The following is a 21,139-nucleotide window of genomic DNA, read 5'->3' as shown; positions in this document are numbered from 1 at the left end:
AAAAGAACAAAAGACAATAGAAATGTTTAAAGGTTTCATGATTAAAAAAATATTCCTGAATTTATATATTTCCGGTCATATTTGAAATAAAAATCCCTTTCAATTACTGAAAGGGATTTTAAATTTATATTTTCCTGAGTTAAATCAATCCAAACTGCTGGAAGTGGTGCGTAAAATGCTTTTTGTGCATCAGTTCCCACATTTCTTTATTCAGTTTTCCGAATACATAATTCATGTGTTCTGCCTGTGGATTTTCTTTGTAATAGATCACAAATTTCTTCAGGTTATCCATGAATGATTGTTTTGCGGCTTCCAGATTTCTGTGTGTTGGTTCCGGAAGTGAGCCATCCTTCGGAAGGAAAGGAGCTGTAAATTCTTTTGGCATTGCTCTATGATTGTAAAGAGAATCCTGCCATTTTTCAAGATTTTCCTCCGGGGTGAAACATTTCTCTGCTTCAGGTTCACCAAAACTTACCAGAAGAGCCTGTTCAAGATGTTCTATCATTTGCTGTGGAGACATTTTTCCCCAAAGCGCAGGAGTGCTTTCTGTTAATCCATTCAACATTTTCTGAACATTTTTCACATTCAGATCAATGAAAGGAGATTGTTTTGCAACCAATGTCAAAATTGTTGCTACACAAACCACCTCATCTCTTTGGTTCACCACTTCAACCAGCCATTTTACAACACCGGAAGGAATGTTTCTTCCTTTTACTCCTCTGTTGATTTTTTCTTTTGCTGTTAAATAAACAGTGATCGTATCTCCAGCATATACAGGTTTGAAGAAACTACATTCTTCTAATCCGTAATTGGCAATAACAGGTCCTTTTTTACCTGAAACGAATAATCCTGCCGCTGCTGAAAGGATGAAATATCCGTGAGCTACCGTTTTATCAAAGATGGTTCCTGATAAACTTGTTGCATCAGTATGAGCATAGAAATGATCCCACGAAACATTGGAAAAGTTAACAATATCTGCATCAGTAACAGTTCTTCCTGCGGTTTCCAAAGAATCTCCTACTTCCACTTCCTCAAAATACTTTTGGAAAGGATGTTTGTCTGAGAATTTTTTCTCTGCTCCCTGCTGGTAGATCTTGGTAATTGCTTTCAGTACATCCGGTGATCCCTGAATAGCTGTTTTCTGTAAGAAGAAATGAAGACCGCTTAGTCCGCCCATTTCCTCACCACCTCCAGCTCTACCAGGACCTCCGTGCATTAATGTAGGAAGTGGAGAACCGTGGCCTGTACTTTCTTTGGCGTTATCCCTGTTCAGCACAAAGATTCTTCCGTGTTGGGAAGCCATTTTCCAAGAGGTTTCTGCGATAAAATTCTCGTCATGAGAAATGATTGAACCTACCAAACTTCCTTTTCCTCTTTTTGCCAACGCAGCTGCTTCTTCAGCATCTTTATACGGCATCAATGTAGATACCGGCCCGAAAGCTTCTACATCGTGAGAGATATTTTTTTCAAAAGGCTTGTCGTTCAGGAATAGTTTCGGGCTCATAAATGCACCGTTTTCATAATTGGCATCTATCAGCTCGTGTTTTCCGTCATAGACAAGTTCTGTTTCTGATTTTAAAATATTTACTTTTCTCAGAACTTCTTCGTACTGCTGTCTTCCCACCAAAGATCCCATTTTGGTTTCTCTGCTTAATGGGTTTCCGATTTTAGTCTGATCCAAAGCTTTAGACAAAGCATTCTGAACGTCACCGATTAAATGTTCCGGAACGATAATTCTTCTGATCGCTGTACATTTCTGTCCTGCTTTTGTGGTCATTTCGTTACGAACTTCTTTGATGAATAAGTCAAATTCCGGAGTTCCCGGTTTTGCTTCCAGTCCAAGGATAGAACAGTTCAGGGAATCTGCTTCCATATTGAAACGGACTGCATTTCCTGCAATAGAAGGAAGAGATTTTAATTTTCTACCTGTATGGGCAGAACCTGTAAATAATACAGAGTCTCCATCCTGTACATAATCCAAAATATTTCCTGGTTCTCCACAAACTAACTGAACAGCTCCTTCAGGTAATACTCCACTTTCAATCATATCCTGAAATACCGCATTGGTAAGATAAGATCCGAAAGGAGATGGCTTCACAATAGAAGGAACACCTGCCAATAAGGAAGTAGAAAGCTTTTCCAGCATTCCCCATACCGGAAAGTTATAGGCATTGATTTGTACAGAAACACCTTCACTAGGTGTTAAAATATGAGTTCCCAAGAAAGTTCCGTTAGCTGAAATTTTCTGAGTATCTCCATCTACCCAAAATGATGTATTGGGAAGCATTCTTTTTGCCAATCCGGAATAGGTAAAGAAAGTTCCGAAACCTCCTTCAATATCCACCCATGAATCTACATGTGTAGCTCCTGTTTTATATGATAAGTCGTAATATTTTTTCTTTCTTTCCAGCAGGTAAAGTGCTACTTTTTTCAACATTTCACCACGGTCGTAGAAAGTCATTGAAGAAAGGTTTTTGTATCCTACTGTTCTTCCATAGTCAAGAGCCTGCTCAAAATTAAGCCCTTCGGTATCGGAAACAGCTACCTGCTCTCCTGTAACGGCATTGTACAAAGGAACTCCGTTTCCGGTACCTTCTACCCATTCTCCGTAGATATAGTTTTTTAACTTTTCCATAAAATATTTAATTTATCAATGTAATGGTGTAATAGTTTACCAGTGAGGTGCTTCGACTACGCTCAGCATGACAAGTGTGACTATTACAGCTTACATTGTCATATTATTAGATTTATTATTTATTTCGGTTCCTGATAAGGAAACATCTTCACCAATCCTTCATATAAACTTCTATGAAGAATGGTTGCGTGATTATCTGTTTCCATCATTTTATATTCCAACGTCCAGTTTTTCTTTCCTGCTTTTTTCAAAACATCATAGAAAGCTTCGGCATCTTTTACCATCACCGGATGTTCTCCTTTCCCTACAGACACATAGACAAACTTTTTAGTATCCGGAGATTTTGAAAGTAATTGTGGAGCTTGTTTTAAAAGGCTTTCGTCATCCCACCACAAACTTGGGCTAATGATAAAGTAGTTGTTGAACATTTCCGGTTTTTTCAAAAGGATTTCTGTGGCCAAAAGCCCTCCTAAAGATTGGCCAAAAAGGTATTTCTCTGTGGTTTTGAACTGACTTTCCACATAAGGTTTTAATTCTTTTTCAACAAATGCAATAAACTTATCTGAGTGTCCTGTTGTAGGATAATCTTTCTGTAAGTCCTTCAAATCTGTATGAAAAGTAAAATCTCTTTTTCTGTCTACATTAGCAACTCCCACCACGATGGTTTCCGGCATGGAATACATCTGATTAAAGAATTGTACTAATCCTGTCACGTGAATAAAATCTTCATTCATACTTCCATCCAACAGATAGATCACCGGGTATGATTTTGTTTTATCATAGCCTTGTGGAAGATAAATATTCAACGTTCTGTCTTCATTTAACGTTTTGGACTTGATCGTCCTCACTTCTCCGATTGTAAGCGGTTTTGTTGTAACAGTCTGTGCTGATACCACACCATTCATCGCCAACACCATGCTGCATATAAGTGCAATTTTTTTAATCATATTTAATTTTAAATGGTCATTATTTTATATCATCCCAAATGCTGTAATCAACAATTTTCGTTGGAATCTGCTGAACATATTCAGTAAAAGGCTCACAAGGCAGAATAGCTTCTTTTCCTTCTCTTGCCAACTCCTGATAAAGTTTTGTTCCTTCTGTTTTCCAGTGTATCATTTCGTCGGAAACGTCACGGATAATTTTTGCAGGGCTTCCAACGATCAGTTTCCTTGGTTCACATCTGAAATTAGCCGGTACAAAAGCCAATGCTCCCACGATACTCTCATCACCGATATAGGCTTTGTCCATCACAACGGAATTCATTCCAATCAGACAATTTTTTCCAATGTGACCAGAATGAATAATTGCTCCATGTCCGATATGGGCAGACTCTTCTAAAATGGTTTCTATATTCGGGAAAACATGAAGGGTACAATTTTCCTGTACGTTGGCTCCATCTTTAATGATAATTTTTCCCCAGTCGCCACGGATCACCGCATTGGGACCAATATATACTTCTTCTCCTATTTCTACGTTCCCAATAATGACTGCCTGCGGATGAATGTAAGCAGATGGTTTTATAATGGGACGAATCCCATGGTATGAGTAGATGTTCATATTTGTTAGAGATCAGATAGTAGATTTCAGATGTCAGACATTTTTCCTGACTCTATATCTTTTATCTTTTTTAATTGATTACACTTTTTCGATTACCATTGCATATCCCTGTCCGACACCGATACAAAGGGTACACAAAGCATATTTTTTATCCTGCTTCTGAAGCTCTATTGCGGCAGAACCTACAATTCTGGCTCCGGAAACTCCCAGTGGGTGGCCAATCGCAATAGCACCTCCGTTCGGGTTTATTCTTGAATCATCATCTTTCAACCCTAAGCTTCTGGTTACAGCCAGCGCCTGTGCAGCAAATGCTTCGTTGAGCTCGATGATATCCATATCTTCAAGAGAAAGATTTAATCTTTTCAATACTTTTTGAGCTGCTTCTACAGGACCAATTCCCATAATTCTTGGTTCAACACCTGCTACGGAAGATCCCAGAATTTTTGCTTTTGGTTTTAAACCATATTTTTTAACGGCTTCTTCGCTTGCCAAAATTAAAGCTGCAGCACCGTCATTCATTCCTGATGCATTTCCTGCAGTTACCGTTCCTTCTTTTCTGAAAGCCGGACGAAGTTTTGCCAGCCCTTCCATAGAAGACGTCGGCTTGATAAATTCATCTTTTTCGAAAACAACAGGATCTCCTTTCCTTTGAGGAATTTCAACTTTTACAATTTCTTCTGCCAGCCTTCCGCTTTCCTGAGCTTTCGTTGCTTTCTGCTGAGACCAAAGGGCAAATTTATCCTGATCTTCTCTGCTGATCTGGTGGATATCTGCTAAGTTTTCAGCAGTGTCTCCCATTCCGTCAACCCCATACAATTCTTTCATTTTAGGGTTGATGAAACGCCATCCGAAAGTGGTATCAAACATCTGGCTGTCTCTTCCGAAAGCAGCACTTGGTTTTGACATCACATAAGGAGAACGCGTCATATGCTCGACTCCTCCTGCAATATAAATTTCCCCTTCTCCTGCAGCAATGGAGCGGAATGCATTTGCTACAGCAGACATTCCGGAAGCACATAGTCTGTTAACAGTCTCTCCTCCGATTTTATAAGGAAGACCAGCCAGTAAAAGTCCCATTCTTGCAACGTTTCTGTTATCTTCTCCCGCCTGATTGGCACATCCGAAAATAACGTCTTCAATTTCCCCTACAGGAACTTCAGGATTTCTAGCAACCACTTCTTTGATCACAATAGCTGCCAGATCATCTGCTCTTACTTCTGATAATCCTCCCTGCAGTTTTGAGATGGGAGTTCTGACATAGTCTATGATGTATACGTTGTTCATAATTTTACTTTGAAAATAGGATGATGGATAATTTGAAAATTATACGCTATCTTTTTTATTTATTTGTTTTTATTTCTTAGTTCTAAAACCTGTTTTAAAGTATAGGGTTCATATTTGAAGTCCTTCCCATACATTCTTTGGACGCTTTCTTCAAAGGTGGAATCAAACCCTGCTTCTTTTCTTCTTTTATTTACATTTTTAAGATCTTTGACTGGCCATACAAAATTGACAAAGATTTGTTTTCCGTCTTTATCTTTTGTCATTTCACCTTTTCCCTGCGTTCCATAGATCTGTTCTTTGTCCTCCTGCATCAGATATCTATCTTCCATCATGGCAACCCATGTGAACGGAATTTCTTTCTTTTTCCCAGCTTCCTTAATGAGAGGCAGATATTTTCCAATTTTGGTTGAATGCTGAATTACATACCAAGCTGCCTGATTCGTAGGTTCTCCAACCAGTGTTTTTCCGGGATAACCATATTGAGCAATAATACTTTCAATTTTCTTTATATTCAGGCTATCATGTTCTGCCACCAGCTGCCAGCTTTTCTTTTTGAACTCTTCCTTGTCAATATTCAGATCTTTCAGCAGCTGTTCTTTTTTCTCCGGAGTTATCTCGGTATCAAAAAGCATTCTGTATCCCTGATCCACTTTCATGATGCCATCAAGTTCTTTTTTTAAAGTTTCATTTACTTTCTGCTGAGCATTGATCAAAAGGGTTGAAATCCCGAAAAACAATGTAATTATTTTTCTCATTTTGTTTAATTTGGTGTCTGGTTTTAGTTTTTATAAATCAGTTACTTTCTTCCCGATTTTGTAGACCGTTCCTACAAATTTTGCAACCAGCTCCTGATTTTGATTGGTAATCTGAATGTCATAAACGGCTGTTTTTCTCGTGTCATTCACCAACACACTTTCTGCTCTGAAAACATCACCTTCTTTTCCTGCTTTGGTAAAATTGATGATACAGTTCAGTGCTACAGCAGCATCTCCGGTATTGTTGGATGAAAATGCCAGCGCAGAGTCTGCAAAAGCAAAGGTAACGCCGCCATGAACAGTTTTAAGCCCGTTAATCATGTCTTTTTTGATGGGCATTTCTATTAAACAGTAATTTTCTTTTACTTCAATCATCTTGATATTCATCCATTGGGAAAAATAATCCTGATTGAACATATAATCTGCTACTTGTCTTGGATTCATTTCTGTTAATTATATGTTTGTTATTTCTTCATACAGCTCATCGGATAATCTGTCATAAACACCCATCGTTTTACCCAGAATGATTTGCTCATATGAAAGACTTTCTGAGTCTGATGAATTTTCAGAGGAATATGATTCGTTTAAATCAATTCCATTTTCAATAGCTAATCTTTTAATCAGCTCCTTATATTTTTCATTAAACTTTCCTAACAGCTCAAGCCTTTCCTCAGCATTTACAGAGGAGGCTTCCTGAGTTAAGTATTGTTTCTCAATTAAAAGCCTGGTTTCTAGCTCAGCTCTGAATTCTTCTATATTCATGAAAATAATTATATTTTCTTTTTATTTCATTAAACATCTTTTGCTGGCATCTTTTAAATAACGTTTACCATCTTTATCGAATCCCCAGACATTGGATATCTCTCTTAATAGAAACAAATCATAATCTCTTTTGTGAATTTTGATTTTGTTTAATCTTCTCAGTTTCCGATTAGCATTTCTTTTATTTTCCTTTTCTGTCACAGCAGTTGTAATTCCTGTTATGGGCGTTTTTCTCCTTGACCTACTCATAATAAAAGTTATTAATCTTTACAATTTTCTCAGTAAAGGACTTTGTCTGTATCTCTCTTCCTGATATTCTTCGTAAAGGCTCTGTAAGGTTTCAGAGATTTTTGTATATCCGATTTCTTTGCCCCAGCCTAATAATCCTTTTGGATAGTTTACTCCCTTCTGCATTGCCAGTTCTATATCTTCGTCATTAGCAACGCCTAATCTTTTGGCTTCAACCGCTTCGTTGATCAGCATGGAAATGATTCTTAAAAAGATCTGCTGATATAAAGAATCATCTTTCTGAGCAAGAGGTTTTTCTGCTCCTTCGCTATAATCGTAGAAACCTTTTCCTGTTTTTCTGCCATGAAGTTTTGCTTCAGACATTCTTTGCTGAAGTAATGATGGTTTATATTTCGGATCGTAGAAATAATCTTTATAGACCGTTGTTGTTACGGCAAAGTTTACATCTACTCCGATAAGATCCATTAATTCAAAAGGTCCCATTTTGAAGTTCCCCAGTGTTTTCATTGCGTCATCCACCTGTTCCGGTGTAGCGATATTTTCTTCAACAATTCTCAGCCCTTCCCCATAGTAAGGTCTGGCAATTCTGTTGACTATGAACCCTGGAATATCTTTCGCAATAACAGGAGTCTTCCCCCATTCTTTCATGAGGTTGTATATTTTTTCTGCTAATGTATTTTCTGTTAATAAGGATGGAATAACTTCCACTAAAGGCATCAACGGAGCCGGATTGAAAAAGTGAATTCCGATGAAACGCTCCGGTTTCTTTAGTTCTGCACCAAGAGAGGTGATAGAAATAGATGAGGTATTGGAACTGAGTATACAGCTTTCTGAAACATAGTTTTCAAGTTCTGTAAACACTTTGGTTTTAATGTCTTTGTTTTCAATAATCGCTTCAATCACCAAATCAGAATCTTTTAAATCCTGCAGTGCCTCACCTTTTACGATATTGTTTCTGATTTCTGCTGCTTTTTCCTGAGAGATTTTACCTTTCTCAGCCAGCTTTTGAAGGGTCTTTTCTAAACCAGAAAGCGCTTTATCAATTTGCGGAGCATTAGCGTCGAATAAAACTACTTTGCAGCCTGCTGTTGCAGCCACCTGAGCAATTCCTACACCCATGGTTCCTGCCCCAATAATTCCAATATTCATTTTTATTTGTACAATGTATTAATGTAAAATGTATTCATGTAAATCGTTTTAAAAATCATTAATACACTTTACATGAATACATTAATACGAAATTTATCTTCCTTTATAATTAGGTTTTCTTTTCTGTAAAAAGGCATTTACTCCTTCAATGAAGTCTTCTGTGCCTGCAGCTTCCTGCTGAAGATCTCCTTCCAGCTCAAGCTGTTCTTTCAAAGTATTGGTATAAGAATTGGCAAAAGCTTTTTTGGTAAGCTTAAGAGCAGCTGTAGGCATATTCGCCATTCTTTCAAGGATTTCCATAGATTTTGGAACGAATTCTTCTTCAGTGAAAACTTCAGCGACAAGACCATGAGTTTTAGATTCTTCTGCAGATAATTTTTTACCTGTAAATGCTAAATAATTGGCTAATTGTCTACCTAAAAGTTTCGGTAAGAAGTACGTTCCTCCTGTATCAGGAATTAAACCGATATTTGAAAATGCCTGAGCAAAATATGCTTTCTCATTCGCTAAAACGAAGTCAGAGATTAAAGCCAACATTGCTCCAGCTCCCACTGCAGGACCGTTTACTAAAGCGATAACCGGTTTTTTGCAACGGGTAACTTCTAACACTAAAGGGTTATAATAGTCTACCACAATTTTTCTAATGATGTCATGATCATGGTGTTCTTTACCTACCACAAAGGCTTCATCCAGATTCTGACCTGAGCAAAACGCTCTTCCCCTTCCGGAAATAGCAACACATCTTACCGTTTCGTCTTCACTGCATTCTTTAACAAAATCTCTAAGATCTGATAAAGCCGGCTTGGTAAGGGCGTTCATTGTTTCCGGTTGATTAAGATATGCGATTTTAAGCTTCCCGTCAAAATGCGTTTCAATATCAAGTTGTGTATACATAGTTTTTATTAATTTATTATTTAACGACGCACTAATTTAACAATATAAATTAATGTAACAGTCTAATAATTTGACAATCTAACAAATCCTTCGTTATGCTTTGCATAGGCGTAAAGTTTATGCAGATTGGTTGATTACTCATCAATGACATTTAAAATAATCAAATGGCTCCAGACAGTCTAAGCATTGATAAGATGCCTTACACAAGGTAGATCCAAATCTGCTGATCTGTTTGGTATGCTCAGAACCACAGCGCGGACATTTTTTCGGTTTTCCGATGTGATGTTCGTCTGCTCCTTTTTCGGGAGGTGTGATTCCGTAGACACGGAGTTTTTCCCTCGCTTCATCCGTTAACCAATCTGTTGTCCAGATCGGAAACATCTTGGTCACTACTTTTGCATCCCAACCGTTTTCTTTCATCATTTTGATAATATCCTCCTCAATGGTAAACATAGCAGGACAGGCAGAATAAGTAGGCGTAATGATTACTTCACATGTATTTTCACCTGTGACCTGTGCATCTCTTACAATTCCTAATTCTACAATATCAATAACCGGAATTTCCGGATCGGGAATTGTTTTTAATAAATCTAAAAGCTGATTCATATTTTATTTTTTATCAGAATCAAGAATTACTTTCATTCTGTTCTGATAATCCAAATTATCTGTTATTCCGTTGTGAGACTGATTCTTTAATATAATCAAGCTGTCATCTTTTTTGAAATTATCTTTAAGTTTTAAAGATGCTTTATAATTAATAACCTCATCTTTATCACCATGAAAAATAACTACCGGCGACTTAACGTTTTTTAAATATTCACCAGTTTCAAAATTATATTTCAGTAGAAATTTCGGAAGAAATGAGAATTTCTGACTCATTTCATCTTCTATACTATAATAAGGTGCCTGTAAAATCAATAATCTTGCGTTATGCATTGATGCTAATTTTGCAGCCAGCCCTGTTCCTACAGAATATCCTAAAATAATAATTTTGTTCTCCGGATATTTTTTCAAAAGCTCTTTGTAAGCACTTTCAACATCCGAGAAAAGCTGATCTTTACTATTAATTTTATCTTCACTTTTTCCGTAGCCCCGATAATCAAGCATAAACGTATCATAATTCATACTGCGATATAACTGAGCTACTTCTCCCCAGCCATTTATTGATCCTCCATTTCCATGAAGATAAAAGATGACTCCTTTTGGGTTTTGAGCTTTAAACAGAACAGAGTTCAAATGCTTATTATCCTGTGTTTTGATTGTTATTTCTTCAAAATCACCCTCAAATTTAAATTTATAGTTTTCCGGTAATTTTTCAGGATAAAAAATAATTTTCTCCTGATAGAAATAGATTCCAACACATACTATCACATATGCTGCAAGAAAAAAAGCCAATATCCCCAGAAGCATCTTCTTCATGACTTATTACCAGGTACATCCAGGATACACTCTCTGCATATACTGAAGCTCACAAAGAATAAATCCGAAATATTCTGTATGACATCCTGTTCTTGATTTAGGCTGCATGAAGGGGTTTTCAGGATATTCTAAACCGAAATCAGCAAAATCTTTCTTCGTAATGACAAGAAATTCTTCGTAAAGAGCATCTGCATTCGGAACGATGTTTAAAGCAATAAGATCATCTTCACCTTCTGTTTTGGCAAAAAGACCTTTTGTATATTCCCAGATATCTTCAATTGCTTTTACGACACGGAATTTACTTTCTTCTGTTCCCTGTGCGAAGATTTTCATCCAGGATGCAGCATGAGTATAATGATATCTTACTTCTTTTAATGATTTTTGTGCTATAGCCGAAAGTTCTTCATCTGCAGAGTTTGACAATGCCTCGTACATCAGTTTCTGATACACTGAAAAAACGTACACTTTCAGAATGGTCTGAGCATAATCTTCGTTTGGAAGTTCCGTCCAGTGTGCATTTACATATTCGTGTTCGTATCTTAAAAAGGCTAAATCGTCTTCACTTTTACCATTGTCTATTACTCTTGAAGCATAAACATAAAAGTTATTAGCCTGTCCTAGTTCATCCAGCGCAATGTTTGTCAATGCAATATCTTCCTCCAAATAAGGACCTTCACCACACCATGCAGACAAACGCTGTCCCATAATGAAACTGTCGTCTGCGAGTTTTAATAAATAATTATATAATGGGTTCATTGTTTAGTAAATTTCAGATTTCAGACGTTAAATTTCAGATTGACAAAAGTCTGGTATCTGATCTCTCACATCTTACAATCTTTATTGATTACATATTTTTTACATCGTTTGGAATATCATAGAACGTCGGGTGACGGTATAGCTTGTCATCAGCCGGATCGAAGAATGCTTCTTTATCCACACCTTCCGAAGTCACAATATATTTACTTGGAACTACCCAAACAGAAGTTCCTTCTTTTCTTCTTGTATAAACGTCTCTTGCATTCTGCAAAGCCATTTCTGCTGTTGGTGCCTGTACAATTCCAACGTGTTTGTGAGATAATCCCGGTTTAGTTTGAATAAACACTTCCCACATATCTAAATTTGCCATAGTCAAATTAATTTAACAATGTATCAATGTACCAGTTTAACAATGAGATGCTTCGACAAGCTCAGCATGACAATGATTGTTACATTTCTACATTGGTATATTGTTACATTATTATATTACTTCTTTTTGTTGTTTTTCTGCAAAAGCTGCTGCTGCTTCCTTTACCCAAGAGTTTTCTCTTTGAGCTTTTCTCTTGGTTTCGATACGCTTTTTATTGCAAGGTCCGTTTCCTTTTAAGATTTCCATAAATTCATCCCAGGGAAGTTCTCCGAAATCATAATGTTGTCTTTCTTCATTCCATTTCAGGTCTTTATCCGGAACAGTCAATCCTAAGAATTCAGCCTGAGAAACAGTAACGTCGATAAATCTCTGACGAAGGTTATCATTACTTTCTCTTTTTACTCTGTAATTCATAGAGATCTTAGAGTTTGGCGAGCTGTCATCATTAGGTCCGAACATCATTAGAGCCGGCCACCAGAAACGGTTTAATGAAGCCTGAGCCATTTCTTTCTGCTGTTTGGTACCACGGCAAAGTGCCATTAGAATCTCATATCCCTGTCTTTGGTGGAAAGATTCTTCTTTACAGATTTTCACCATCGCTCTGGAATAAGGACCGTAAGAATTCCCCATCAGCATTACCTGATTCATAATGGCTGCACCATCTACCAGCCAGCCGATTGCACCGATATCCGCCCAGCTTAGCGTTGGATAATTAAAGATACTTGAGTACTTTGCTTTTCCTTCCAGCATATCATCATAAGTAGCGTCTCTATCAGCTCTGATAGTTCCGTTTCCTAACGTTTCTGTTGCAGAATAAAGGTATAAACCGTGGCCTGCCTCATCCTGAACTTTTGCTAAAAGAGCCATTTTTCTTCTCAATGAAGGAGCTCTGGAGATCCAGTTGGCTTCCGGCAGCATTCCTACAATTTCAGAATGGGCGTGCTGTGAAATCTGACGAACCAATAATTTTCTGTAATCATCGGGCATTACATCTTTTGGTTCTACTTTATTTTCGTCATGTACATATTGTACAAATTTTTCTAAGTCCATTTTTTTGTTTTTTGTACTAAAGTAAAATGTCGGTTGTACAATGTATTTTCGATATACGTTTTACATTATACGTTTTACATTTTACAAAAAATTAAACATCATAATTAAGCATCACCACATTCGTTGTCGGGTGACATTGACAGGTAAGAACGAAGCCTCTGGCTACTTCTTCTTCGGTAAGCGCGTAGTTTTTCTCCATGAAAACTTCTCCTTCCAAAACTTCCGCTTTACACGTACAGCACACTCCTCCTTTACATGCAAAAGGTACAGGAAGATTGTCTTTCAATGCTTTATCTAAGATACTCTCTTTTTTAGAATTAAGGTGGAACGAATATTCATCATCATCAATAATTACCGTTACCATACTTTCAATATTGGCAATTGCCTTGAATTCATCACTCATTTCCTCCGTATTTTCTTCATCAGGAGCAGTGAAATATTCAAATAATACCTGGATAGCAGGTACTTTTTTATCTTTTTTCAGGTAGTCTGCAATCCCTTTAATCATTTCTGCAGGTCCGCAAATGAAATAGGTAGCTTCTCTTACATCAATATCTGTATATCTTTCAAATAACTGTTCCAATTTCTCGGAAGAAATTCTTCCTTCAAAAACAGGATCTTCATGTTTTTCACGGCTTACCAGGTAAATCACCTTCAGTCTGCCATTGAAATGTTCTACCAATCTGTCAATTTCCGCTTTCCTTAAAATATGATTCATACTTCTGTTGCTGTAAAACAGGTAAGCAGTACTGTTGGGTTCCTGATAAAGGCTTTCTTTAATATTGGATAAAACAGGAGTAATTCCGCTTCCTGCAGCCAAACCAACGTAAGTTTTTACGTTTGTAGGATGATAAGAGGTATTAAAACTACCCATCGGAGGCATTACTTCCAGGATTTCATCCATGTGAAGATGCTCATTGAAATAGCCTGATACTTTTCCGCCTTCAAGCAGCTTTACCAATACTTCCAGCGTATTGCTTTTCTCGCTCGGAGCATTACAGATAGAGTAAGAACGTCTTTCTTCATTTCCGTTGATCATCATTCGGAAATTCAGATACTGCCCTTGTTTGAACCTGAATTTATCTTTCAGTTCTTCAGGGATTTCTACCGCCACACTGACTGCTTCGGAAGTATCTTTCTGAACTTTAACTGTTTTAAGTTTATAAAATGAATTCATTATTTTTTAAGTATTCTATTAATTTTTCCACCTTCGCACTTTGGCAGGCTGTCCTGGGCATGAACTTTCACTTTCGTTGTGATTCCTACCCGTTTTTTTATTTCGTTTTCTATGTTTTTTCCAAAGTTCCCGACAAAATTAAAATAATCATCGGTATTTGCTTCTATTTTCTGCGTCTTTACCAGCTCATCGTCTATTTCAACATCAATATCCAAAGCGATACACATATGTTCCTTTTCGATAGGCGTTAGATAATAATTAGGCACTACTCCTTCCACATAAGAGAAAGCCTCTTCAATCTGGCTTGGATAGACATTTACACCTCTTACAATCAGCATATCATCTGCTCTTCCGACAATGGGTTTCATTTTCACCATCGTTCTTTTAGCATTTTCATCATAATAAAGGCTTGTGATATCATTGGTCCAGTAACGAAGAAGCGGCATTGCTTTTTTCGTTAACGTTGTAATCACCAACACCCCTTCTTCTCCAAAAGGAACCGGCTGTTTGGTAACCGGATCTAAAATTTCAGGGTAAAAATGATCTTCCCAGATATAAGAACCTCCTTTTTCCTCGAAATCCTCCATTGAAACTCCCGGGCCGATAATTTCGCTCAACCCATAGATATTGGTTGCATGAACCCCTAATTTTTCTTCAATATGACCTCTGATAATTTCCGTCCATGGTTCTGAGCCTAACACAGCATATTGAAGACTGATTTCATCTGCAGAAATTCCTCTTCTGGCAAATTCATCTGCAATAGTCAAAGCATATGATGGAGAGCAGCAAATCACTTCCGGCTTAAAATCTACAATCAGATCTACCTGTCTCGCCGTCATTCCTCCCGAAATAGGAAGAACACTCATTCCAAGTTTCTCTGCTCCGTAATGAAGCCCTAATCCTCCTGTGAAAATTCCATACCCATAAGCGTTGTGCAGCTGCATTCCCGGTTTCGCTCCTGCAGCATGTAAAGATCTGGCCACCACTTCACTGAAAAGGTCCACATCTTCTTTTGTATATCCTACCACCGTTGGCTTTCCTGTTGTTCCGCTTGAGCAATGAATACGCTGAAGCTCATTTTTAGGAACGGTAAATAAACCAAATGGGTAGTTATCTCTTAAATCCTGTTTGTAAGTAATAGGAAGTTTCCTGATATCTTCAATCGACCTTATATCCTGTGGAGATATTTGTAATTCATCAAATTTCTTTTTATAAAATTCCGACTTCTCCCCCAAATAGCTGATCAAACTCATCAACCGGTCGGATTGAAGCTGTCTCAACTGACCCAGCTCCAGATATTCAACTGAAAAATCCATAAAACTAACTAACATTTGTTAGGTGTAAATTTAAAAAGATTTTATAAGCTGGCAAAATTTTTATGACTTTTGTCATATTTTGAATGATTCTAAATAAGAAAAGTAACGCGGGATTTCTTTTCTTGTAAAAAGTATAATGTAAAATGTACTAATGATTTCTACTTGCGAAAGACTATATCTTCTGGTTTCCAAGTAATCCAAAAAGGATTTTCTCCCTGATTTCTTCAGTGATTTCATCAGTAGAATCACTGCTTCTTTTGAACCAGAAATAAGAATTGTTTAAAGTATGAAGAATAAATCTTGTTGTAAATGATGGTGATTTCAGTTCCCAGTTTTCTGCACTGTAGATCTCAGAAATGAGTTTTTCAACTTCCTGCTGATAATTTTTTCTTAACTCTACGAACTCGGGAAGCTTTTCTTCCAGATGTCTCCATTCATTAGAATAAATATGAGTGACATCACGGTTTTTAAGAACAACAGACAGATGCTTATCCAGTAACAGATTTAGTTTTTCTCTTGGAGTAATATCTGTATTTTTTACTTCCTGAAGCTCATCAAAAAACTCCTGAGCAATGCCAAAACAAATCCATTCCAGAATTTCTTCCTTTGAACGGATATGTGCGTACAGCGATGCTGCTTTGATATTGAGTTTCGTAGCCAGGTCTCTTACTGAGCTTCCCATATACCCTTTCTCTTTGAAAAGTTCTACTGCTACGTCTAATATTTTTCTCTGTTTTTCTTTTAGTTCCATCTGGTAAAATGCAAAAGTAATTATTCTGATTTAAACTGCTCCTTTTTTGATCATAAAAAGCACAAGGCTCTTCAACTTCAGTTTCATTGATTGGCTATTTTACCTGATTCTGACTATTTGTTCATGAATTTCAAAGAAATAATTACGAAATCGGAAATTTTGTCAAGTTAATTTTCCGTTAAAAATACAATATCCGGAAAATTTGTCCTATTTTTTTATAAATTTAATAATTGAACAGTTTTTGCGATATAGTCATCGAATAAATGATTAAATAATTGATGACATTAAGAAACTGAGCCTTAAAATTTAGTTTCTTGATGTTTTTTAAAAACTAAACTTTGAACAAATCATTACCAAAAATATATAAAATATGAACTTGAACCAATATACAGTAAAATCACAGGAAGCCATCCAGGCAGCACAACAGATTGCTATGGAATTGGGCAACCAAAGTATCGAACCTCAACATCTCCTTGAAGGAATCTTCCAGGTAGATGAAAATATATCGCCTTTCTTACTTAAAAAATCTGAAGCAGATGCCAATTTAGTAAGAGAGCGTAACCGTGAAAATTTAGAAAAACTTCCAAAAGTACAGGGAGGAAACATTTACCTTTCACAATCTGCCAACAAAGTATTGCTGGATGCACCCAATATCGCTAAGAAAATGGGTGACGAATATGTAACGATTGAACATTTATGGCTATCTCTTTTGGAGACCAGCTCTGAAGTATCCAAGATGCTGAAAGATATGGGTGTAACCAAAAATCTGCTGGAAGGTGCTATCAAAGAATTAAGAAAAGGAAGTAAAGCAACTTCTGCTAGCTCAGAAGAAACATACCAGTCCTTAAATAAATATGCTAAAAACTTCAACGAGTTAGCGGCAGAAGGCAAACTGGACCCTGTAATCGGGCGTGATGAAGAAATCAGAAGGGTTTTACAGATCCTTTCCAGAAGAACAAAAAACAACCCAATCCTTATCGGGGAGCCGGGTGTAGGTAAAACAGCCATTGCCGAAGGAATTGCCCACAGAATTATCAACGGTGACGTTCCTGAAAATCTGATGGATAAAACGTTATTCTCATTGGATATGGGAGCTTTGATCGCCGGAGCCAAATACAAAGGTGAGTTTGAGGAGCGTCTGAAATCCGTTGTGAATGAAGTCACCAAAGCTGATGGACAGATTATACTTTTCATCGACGAAATCCACACATTGGTGGGTGCCGGCGGTGGTGAAGGAGCGATGGATGCTGCCAACATTTTAAAACCTGCTTTGGCAAGAGGTGAATTGAGAGCAATTGGAGCAACTACTTTGAATGAGTACCAAAAGTATTTTGAAAAAGATAAAGCGCTGGAAAGACGTTTTCAGAAAGTAATGGTGGAAGAACCGGATACTGAATCTGCTATTTCCATCCTTCGTGGTATTAAAGATAAATATGAAGCTCACCATAAGGTAAGAATCAAAGATGAGGCAATTATTGCTGCTGTGGAAATGTCTCAAAGATATATTTCAGACCGTTTCTTACCGGATAAAGCGATCGACCTTATTGATGAAGCTTCTGCCAAACTGAGAATGGAAATCAATTCCAAGCCGGAAGAGCTGGACGTTCTTGACAGGAAACTGATGCAGCTGGAAATTGAATTGGCAGCCATTTCAAGGGAAGGCAACCAGACCAAAATTGATCATCTGAAAGAGGATATTGCTAAAATTTCCGAACAGAGAAATGAGATCAATGCGAAATGGCTGAAAGAAAAACAGAAAAGTGAAGATCTTACCCAGATCAAAAAAGATATTGAATCTCTGAAACATGAAGCAGAAAGAGCTTCCAGATCTGGAGATTATGCAAAAGTAGCGGAAATCCAATACGGAAAACTTCGTGAAAAGGAGGAAGAATTTACCAAGATGGAGCTTGAAATGCAAAACCATCAGAATGAACTGATCAAAGAAGAAGTTACTGCAGAAAATATCTCTGAAGTGATTGGCAAATGGACAGGTATTCCTGTAACTAAATTATTACAATCCGAAAGAGATAAATTATTAAACCTGGAATCTGAACTCCACCACAGAGTGGTTGGGCAGGATGAAGCGATTCAGGCAGTTGCTGATGCTATCAGAAGGAACAGAGCCGGATTGAGCGATGATAAAAAGCCTATCGGATCTTTCTTATTCCTGGGGACAACCGGAGTTGGTAAGACCGAGCTTGCAAAAGCATTGGCAGAATTCTTATTCGATGATGAAAACAATATGACGAGAATTGATATGAGTGAATATCAGGAACGTCACAGTGTTTCAAGATTGGTAGGAGCACCTCCGGGATATGTAGGATATGACGAAGGCGGACAATTGACTGAAGCGGTAAGAAGAAGACCCTATTCTGTAGTGCTTTTGGACGAGATCGAAAAAGCCCATCCGGATGTTTTCAATACCCTGCTTCAGGTTTTGGACGACGGACGTCTGACAGACAATAAGGGACGTGTGGTAAATTTCAAAAATTCAATCATCATTATGACCTCGAATTTAGGCTCACACCTTATTCAGGAGAATTTTGAGAATCTTACAGAGGAAAATCAGGATGAAATTGTGGACAAAACAAAAGATGAAGTTTTTAATCTTTTAAAACAAACCCTGCGTCCGGAATTCCTGAACAGAATTGATGAAATTGTACTGTTCCAGCCTTTAAGAAAAAAAGAAATCGGAAAAATCGTTCAGTATCAGTTGAGAGGATTTAATGAAATGTTATCGAAACGAAACATCATTATGACTTTCACTCAGGATGCTGTAGATTATCTGATGAATAAAGGTTATGATCCTGCTTTCGGGGCAAGACCATTGAAAAGAGTGATTCAGCAGGAGGTTCTGAACAAATTGTCTAAAGAGATTCTTGCCGGTAAAGTAAATGACGGAGACAGAATCACACTGGATTATTTTGTAGAAACCGGTTTGGTTTTCAGACCTACTGAACAATAAAATAGTTTTTTTCATATACATTATTTTTGTGGATAAGTGCTGTAGAGAAATCTGCAGCACTTATTTTTTTTCTCTACTTTTAAAAACTATTTTTTTTGCTGATGTATATAAAATTAATCACCTTATCATTTTTCTTGATCTCACTTCTGGTCAACGCTCAGAATAAACTGACATCTCCATTTTCACTCACCGATTACCAGAATATGCGTACAGAATATCTTGATGCAATAAAACATAACCCTGATATTGTTCATGAAGGCAGATTCTATTATTCAAAAAGAAAACTGGATAGTGTAAATATCATAAAGCACGAGATCATAAGACAGGAATGGATCAGAAAAGGAGTTGATCCATCTGCAATTACCAAAGAAGTGCTTCAGAATGCAGAAAGTAACAGACAATATTATCTGCAATATGCCTACTTCACCATGAACAGGAAAGGATATGATTTTTACTATTCTGATGATTCAAAACTGATTCTTTTCAATAATAAAGATTTAACAATAGAATATTCATTTGCAAAAGATACAGACAGTGAATATCTTCATAATAAAAAAATTGCTACAGCTAATCAATACTTCAACAGCAATGGACAACTGAAAAGAACCGATTCCTTCATTCTTCCGTCACAGGAAGGAGCTGAAAAAGAGATAACGGGACTTTCAAAAGAATATAATGTTATTGGAAAACTTTTGTTTGAAGCTGACTGGGAAAAAGACTTCAAACACAGCAAAGCCAAGGTGATTGCAGCCAGTGACCAATTAATACAACAATATATACTTAATAATATCAAAAGGAATAATGACGGGATAAGCGATATTCAGGCCAAAGAAATGACAGCAAATTATTTAAAATATGCCCAGAAAACCATTCAAAAATTTAAAAATGATGACAAGGTTTCTATATGGTTTGTAACCTATTGGACGGTAACCTCACGAATAGAACTGAAAATCAATGACAAAACACTACAATTAATTAACATCCGCGACTTTAAAATGCAGGAATAGTCCACACCTTTGAAATAAAAAGTCTTTGGGATTCTTCTTAATAATTTTTTTCTGCCTAATAATTCAACATCTTTTTTTATCCTTGGTAAGTGAAATAATACTATATTTAGCTTACAAATCAATAACTAATACCAAAATCAGTATGAAAAAGCTAAAAAGAAACGAATTAAAGAAAATTGAAGGCGGAGTACTTCCATCAATGATATCATGTGATGAGTACTGGAACTGCCCTATCGGCCTATGTTGCACAGCAGGGTTAATCTGCAGGGATCCAAAACATTACGGATGTATTTAATATAAACGGAGATCTTCTCCGTTTTTTTATGGGATCAATCTGGCCTTTCTTTCTCCCAAAACTATTATACTTCACATACAATCCGTAAAAACACGGTAAAAATAACAGTATAATTCCCTATTCGCGAATACATTTTCTAGCATATTTTTTCCGAGATTTGCATATTAATTGAATTTCATCCGTAAAATACTGCTAAGCTATGAATACAGAATCAAATAATCCGCTACAACCTGGAACAATGTCAAATAGTCTTATCCAGGCTCTGATTGACAATTACCGTCAAAATCATCTCAATGCGATTAATACCGCATTAGGAATAGATGACGCTCATTCCATTTGGTTTGACCTTCCGAAATTAAAAAGTTTTATTGCCAATATTGAAGCTGAAGCCGCCAAAGCAAACCCAGCTACATCTACGGAAGATTTAGGGATCAGATTTTATTATGCTACTTATCCGAAACAGGAAAACTGGTCTATTATGGAATCACACCCTGTTCCGATAGAATACGCAGGAAGGCACACTCTAGTAATGGTCCCAACATTAAAAAAAGCCGATGAAACAGGAGAACTTATTGATTATGATTTCAATCCTTTTCAAAGTGCAGAAGGAAAATCTTTTGCATTAGCCAACAAATCCAACAAAGTCACGGGAGAAGATGATGATACCAGTCTTGGAGAAAATAACGGAATACTTGTCCCGCCAAAAGCTCCTATCGGTCAGTCTTATTAATTGTAAATATATCAT

Annotated in this window: 21 protein-coding genes; 3 read left to right on the top strand and 18 right to left on the bottom strand. The window is 37.0% G+C overall.

The genetic code is table 11. The features are described 5' to 3' along the window. Window positions 1-139 precede the first annotated feature (139 nt). From paaZ to KYG33_RS17735, 18 genes are all read right to left on the bottom strand, one after another. A complete protein-coding gene (gene paaZ / locus KYG33_RS17820) occupies window positions 140-2,635 on the bottom strand; it encodes a phenylacetic acid degradation bifunctional protein PaaZ (protein WP_219072155.1) in 2,496 nt (831 codons plus the stop codon). Between the two features lie 119 nt (window positions 2,636-2,754). Next, a complete protein-coding gene (locus KYG33_RS17815; protein ID WP_219072154.1) occupies window positions 2,755-3,582 on the bottom strand; it encodes an alpha/beta hydrolase in 828 nt (275 codons plus the stop codon). A gap of 19 nt (window positions 3,583-3,601) precedes the next feature. Next, window positions 3,602-4,195 (bottom strand): transferase hexapeptide repeat family protein, encoded by a 594-nt coding sequence (locus KYG33_RS17810; protein ID WP_077413742.1) that lies wholly within the window; start codon window positions 4,193-4,195, stop codon window positions 3,602-3,604. A 78-nt stretch (window positions 4,196-4,273) separates the two neighbouring features. Continuing rightward, window positions 4,274-5,479, bottom strand: coding sequence for a 3-oxoadipyl-CoA thiolase (pcaF, locus tag KYG33_RS17805; RefSeq protein ID WP_219072153.1), 1,206 nt, complete (start codon window positions 5,477-5,479; stop codon window positions 4,274-4,276). Window positions 5,480-5,538: 59 nt separating this feature from the next. Beyond that, window positions 5,539-6,234 carry a DUF6624 domain-containing protein gene (locus KYG33_RS17800; protein ID WP_077413744.1) on the bottom strand — a complete coding sequence of 232 codons (696 nt, stop codon included), beginning with the start codon at window positions 6,232-6,234 and terminating at the stop codon, window positions 5,539-5,541. Between the two features lie 30 nt (window positions 6,235-6,264). After that, window positions 6,265-6,678, bottom strand: a complete 414-nt coding sequence (locus KYG33_RS17795) for a PaaI family thioesterase (protein WP_077413745.1) — start codon at window positions 6,676-6,678, stop codon at window positions 6,265-6,267. A gap of 9 nt (window positions 6,679-6,687) precedes the next feature. Then, window positions 6,688-6,996, bottom strand: coding sequence for a hypothetical protein (locus tag KYG33_RS17790; protein WP_219072152.1), 309 nt, complete (start codon window positions 6,994-6,996; stop codon window positions 6,688-6,690). A 21-nt stretch (window positions 6,997-7,017) separates the two neighbouring features. Continuing rightward, window positions 7,018-7,245: a hypothetical protein gene (locus tag KYG33_RS17785; RefSeq protein ID WP_077413747.1), complete on the bottom strand. Its 228-nt coding sequence runs from the start codon at window positions 7,243-7,245 to the stop codon at window positions 7,018-7,020. Window positions 7,246-7,263: 18 nt separating this feature from the next. Next, complete coding sequence (locus KYG33_RS17780; protein ID WP_077413748.1) at window positions 7,264-8,394, bottom strand: 3-hydroxyacyl-CoA dehydrogenase NAD-binding domain-containing protein; 1,131 nt, start codon at window positions 8,392-8,394, stop codon at window positions 7,264-7,266. A gap of 93 nt (window positions 8,395-8,487) precedes the next feature. Next, window positions 8,488-9,288 (bottom strand): enoyl-CoA hydratase/isomerase family protein, encoded by an 801-nt coding sequence (locus KYG33_RS17775; protein WP_047382975.1) that lies wholly within the window; start codon window positions 9,286-9,288, stop codon window positions 8,488-8,490. A 141-nt stretch (window positions 9,289-9,429) separates the two neighbouring features. Beyond that, entirely contained in the window at window positions 9,430-9,894 is a 465-nt protein-coding gene (paaD, locus tag KYG33_RS17770) for a 1,2-phenylacetyl-CoA epoxidase subunit PaaD (protein ID WP_047373936.1), read from the bottom strand. A gap of 3 nt (window positions 9,895-9,897) precedes the next feature. Further along, window positions 9,898-10,707, bottom strand: coding sequence for an alpha/beta hydrolase (locus tag KYG33_RS17765; protein WP_077413749.1), 810 nt, complete (start codon window positions 10,705-10,707; stop codon window positions 9,898-9,900). A 6-nt stretch (window positions 10,708-10,713) separates the two neighbouring features. Continuing rightward, on the bottom strand, window positions 10,714-11,463 hold the full coding sequence (gene paaC, locus KYG33_RS17760; protein ID WP_219072151.1) for a 1,2-phenylacetyl-CoA epoxidase subunit PaaC: 750 nt from the start codon (window positions 11,461-11,463) through the stop codon (window positions 10,714-10,716). An 88-nt stretch (window positions 11,464-11,551) separates the two neighbouring features. Next, entirely contained in the window at window positions 11,552-11,833 is a 282-nt protein-coding gene (gene paaB / locus KYG33_RS17755; protein ID WP_039364405.1) for a 1,2-phenylacetyl-CoA epoxidase subunit PaaB, read from the bottom strand. Window positions 11,834-11,944: 111 nt separating this feature from the next. Then, the gene (gene paaA, locus KYG33_RS17750; RefSeq protein ID WP_219072150.1) at window positions 11,945-12,883 is read right to left on the bottom strand and encodes a 1,2-phenylacetyl-CoA epoxidase subunit PaaA; all 939 of its coding nucleotides are present in this window, start codon (window positions 12,881-12,883) and stop codon (window positions 11,945-11,947) included. Window positions 12,884-12,974: 91 nt separating this feature from the next. Beyond that, window positions 12,975-14,060, bottom strand: coding sequence for a 2Fe-2S iron-sulfur cluster-binding protein (locus KYG33_RS17745; RefSeq protein ID WP_219072149.1), 1,086 nt, complete (start codon window positions 14,058-14,060; stop codon window positions 12,975-12,977). After that, window positions 14,060-15,376, bottom strand: a complete 1,317-nt coding sequence (locus tag KYG33_RS17740; protein ID WP_077413753.1) for a phenylacetate--CoA ligase family protein — start codon at window positions 15,374-15,376, stop codon at window positions 14,060-14,062. The genes KYG33_RS17745 and KYG33_RS17740 overlap by 1 nt, the downstream gene beginning before the upstream one ends. Window positions 15,377-15,548: 172 nt before the next feature. Further along, window positions 15,549-16,127, bottom strand: coding sequence for a TetR/AcrR family transcriptional regulator (locus KYG33_RS17735; protein WP_077413754.1), 579 nt, complete (start codon window positions 16,125-16,127; stop codon window positions 15,549-15,551). 370 nt (window positions 16,128-16,497) lie between these two features. Here KYG33_RS17735 and clpB point away from each other — a divergent pair, with 370 nt between their 5' ends. From clpB to KYG33_RS17720, 3 genes are all read left to right on the top strand, one after another. Beyond that, the gene (gene clpB / locus KYG33_RS17730) at window positions 16,498-19,092 is read left to right on the top strand and encodes an ATP-dependent chaperone ClpB (protein WP_219072148.1); all 2,595 of its coding nucleotides are present in this window, start codon (window positions 16,498-16,500) and stop codon (window positions 19,090-19,092) included. Between the two features lie 101 nt (window positions 19,093-19,193). Then, window positions 19,194-20,099, top strand: coding sequence for a hypothetical protein (locus KYG33_RS17725; protein WP_219072147.1), 906 nt, complete (start codon window positions 19,194-19,196; stop codon window positions 20,097-20,099). Between the two features lie 494 nt (window positions 20,100-20,593). Further along, window positions 20,594-21,124, top strand: a complete 531-nt coding sequence (locus tag KYG33_RS17720; protein ID WP_077413757.1) for a hypothetical protein — start codon at window positions 20,594-20,596, stop codon at window positions 21,122-21,124. Window positions 21,125-21,139: the final 15 nt, after the last annotated feature.

The sequence above is a fragment of the Chryseobacterium sp. D764 genome (genome assembly GCF_019317325.1).
Taxonomy (GTDB): domain Bacteria; phylum Bacteroidota; class Bacteroidia; order Flavobacteriales; family Weeksellaceae; genus Chryseobacterium.
This window is presented reverse-complemented; position numbering and strand designations above follow the sequence as displayed.

Coding starts and splice junctions, on each gene's coding strand:
- paaZ (WP_219072155.1), bottom strand. CDS start 2,635: ATGGAAAAGTTAAAAAACTATATCTACGGAGAATGGGTAGAAGGTACC.
- KYG33_RS17815 (WP_219072154.1), bottom strand. CDS start 3,582: ATGATTAAAAAAATTGCACTTATATGCAGCATGGTGTTGGCGATGAAT.
- KYG33_RS17810 (WP_077413742.1), bottom strand. CDS start 4,195: ATGAACATCTACTCATACCATGGGATTCGTCCCATTATAAAACCATCT.
- pcaF (WP_219072153.1), bottom strand. CDS start 5,479: ATGAACAACGTATACATCATAGACTATGTCAGAACTCCCATCTCAAAA.
- KYG33_RS17800 (WP_077413744.1), bottom strand. CDS start 6,234: ATGAGAAAAATAATTACATTGTTTTTCGGGATTTCAACCCTTTTGATC.
- KYG33_RS17795 (WP_077413745.1), bottom strand. CDS start 6,678: ATGAATCCAAGACAAGTAGCAGATTATATGTTCAATCAGGATTATTTT.
- KYG33_RS17790 (WP_219072152.1), bottom strand. CDS start 6,996: ATGAATATAGAAGAATTCAGAGCTGAGCTAGAAACCAGGCTTTTAATT.
- KYG33_RS17785 (WP_077413747.1), bottom strand. CDS start 7,245: ATGAGTAGGTCAAGGAGAAAAACGCCCATAACAGGAATTACAACTGCT.
- KYG33_RS17780 (WP_077413748.1), bottom strand. CDS start 8,394: ATGAATATTGGAATTATTGGGGCAGGAACCATGGGTGTAGGAATTGCT.
- KYG33_RS17775 (WP_047382975.1), bottom strand. CDS start 9,288: ATGTATACACAACTTGATATTGAAACGCATTTTGACGGGAAGCTTAAA.
- paaD (WP_047373936.1), bottom strand. CDS start 9,894: ATGAATCAGCTTTTAGATTTATTAAAAACAATTCCCGATCCGGAAATT.
- KYG33_RS17765 (WP_077413749.1), bottom strand. CDS start 10,707: ATGAAGAAGATGCTTCTGGGGATATTGGCTTTTTTTCTTGCAGCATAT.
- paaC (WP_219072151.1), bottom strand. CDS start 11,463: ATGAACCCATTATATAATTATTTATTAAAACTCGCAGACGACAGTTTC.
- paaB (WP_039364405.1), bottom strand. CDS start 11,833: ATGGCAAATTTAGATATGTGGGAAGTGTTTATTCAAACTAAACCGGGA.
- paaA (WP_219072150.1), bottom strand. CDS start 12,883: ATGGACTTAGAAAAATTTGTACAATATGTACATGACGAAAATAAAGTA.
- KYG33_RS17745 (WP_219072149.1), bottom strand. CDS start 14,060: ATGAATTCATTTTATAAACTTAAAACAGTTAAAGTTCAGAAAGATACT.
- KYG33_RS17740 (WP_077413753.1), bottom strand. CDS start 15,376: ATGGATTTTTCAGTTGAATATCTGGAGCTGGGTCAGTTGAGACAGCTT.
- KYG33_RS17735 (WP_077413754.1), bottom strand. CDS start 16,127: ATGGAACTAAAAGAAAAACAGAGAAAAATATTAGACGTAGCAGTAGAA.
- clpB (WP_219072148.1), top strand. CDS start 16,498: ATGAACTTGAACCAATATACAGTAAAATCACAGGAAGCCATCCAGGCA.
- KYG33_RS17725 (WP_219072147.1), top strand. CDS start 19,194: ATGTATATAAAATTAATCACCTTATCATTTTTCTTGATCTCACTTCTG.
- KYG33_RS17720 (WP_077413757.1), top strand. CDS start 20,594: ATGAATACAGAATCAAATAATCCGCTACAACCTGGAACAATGTCAAAT.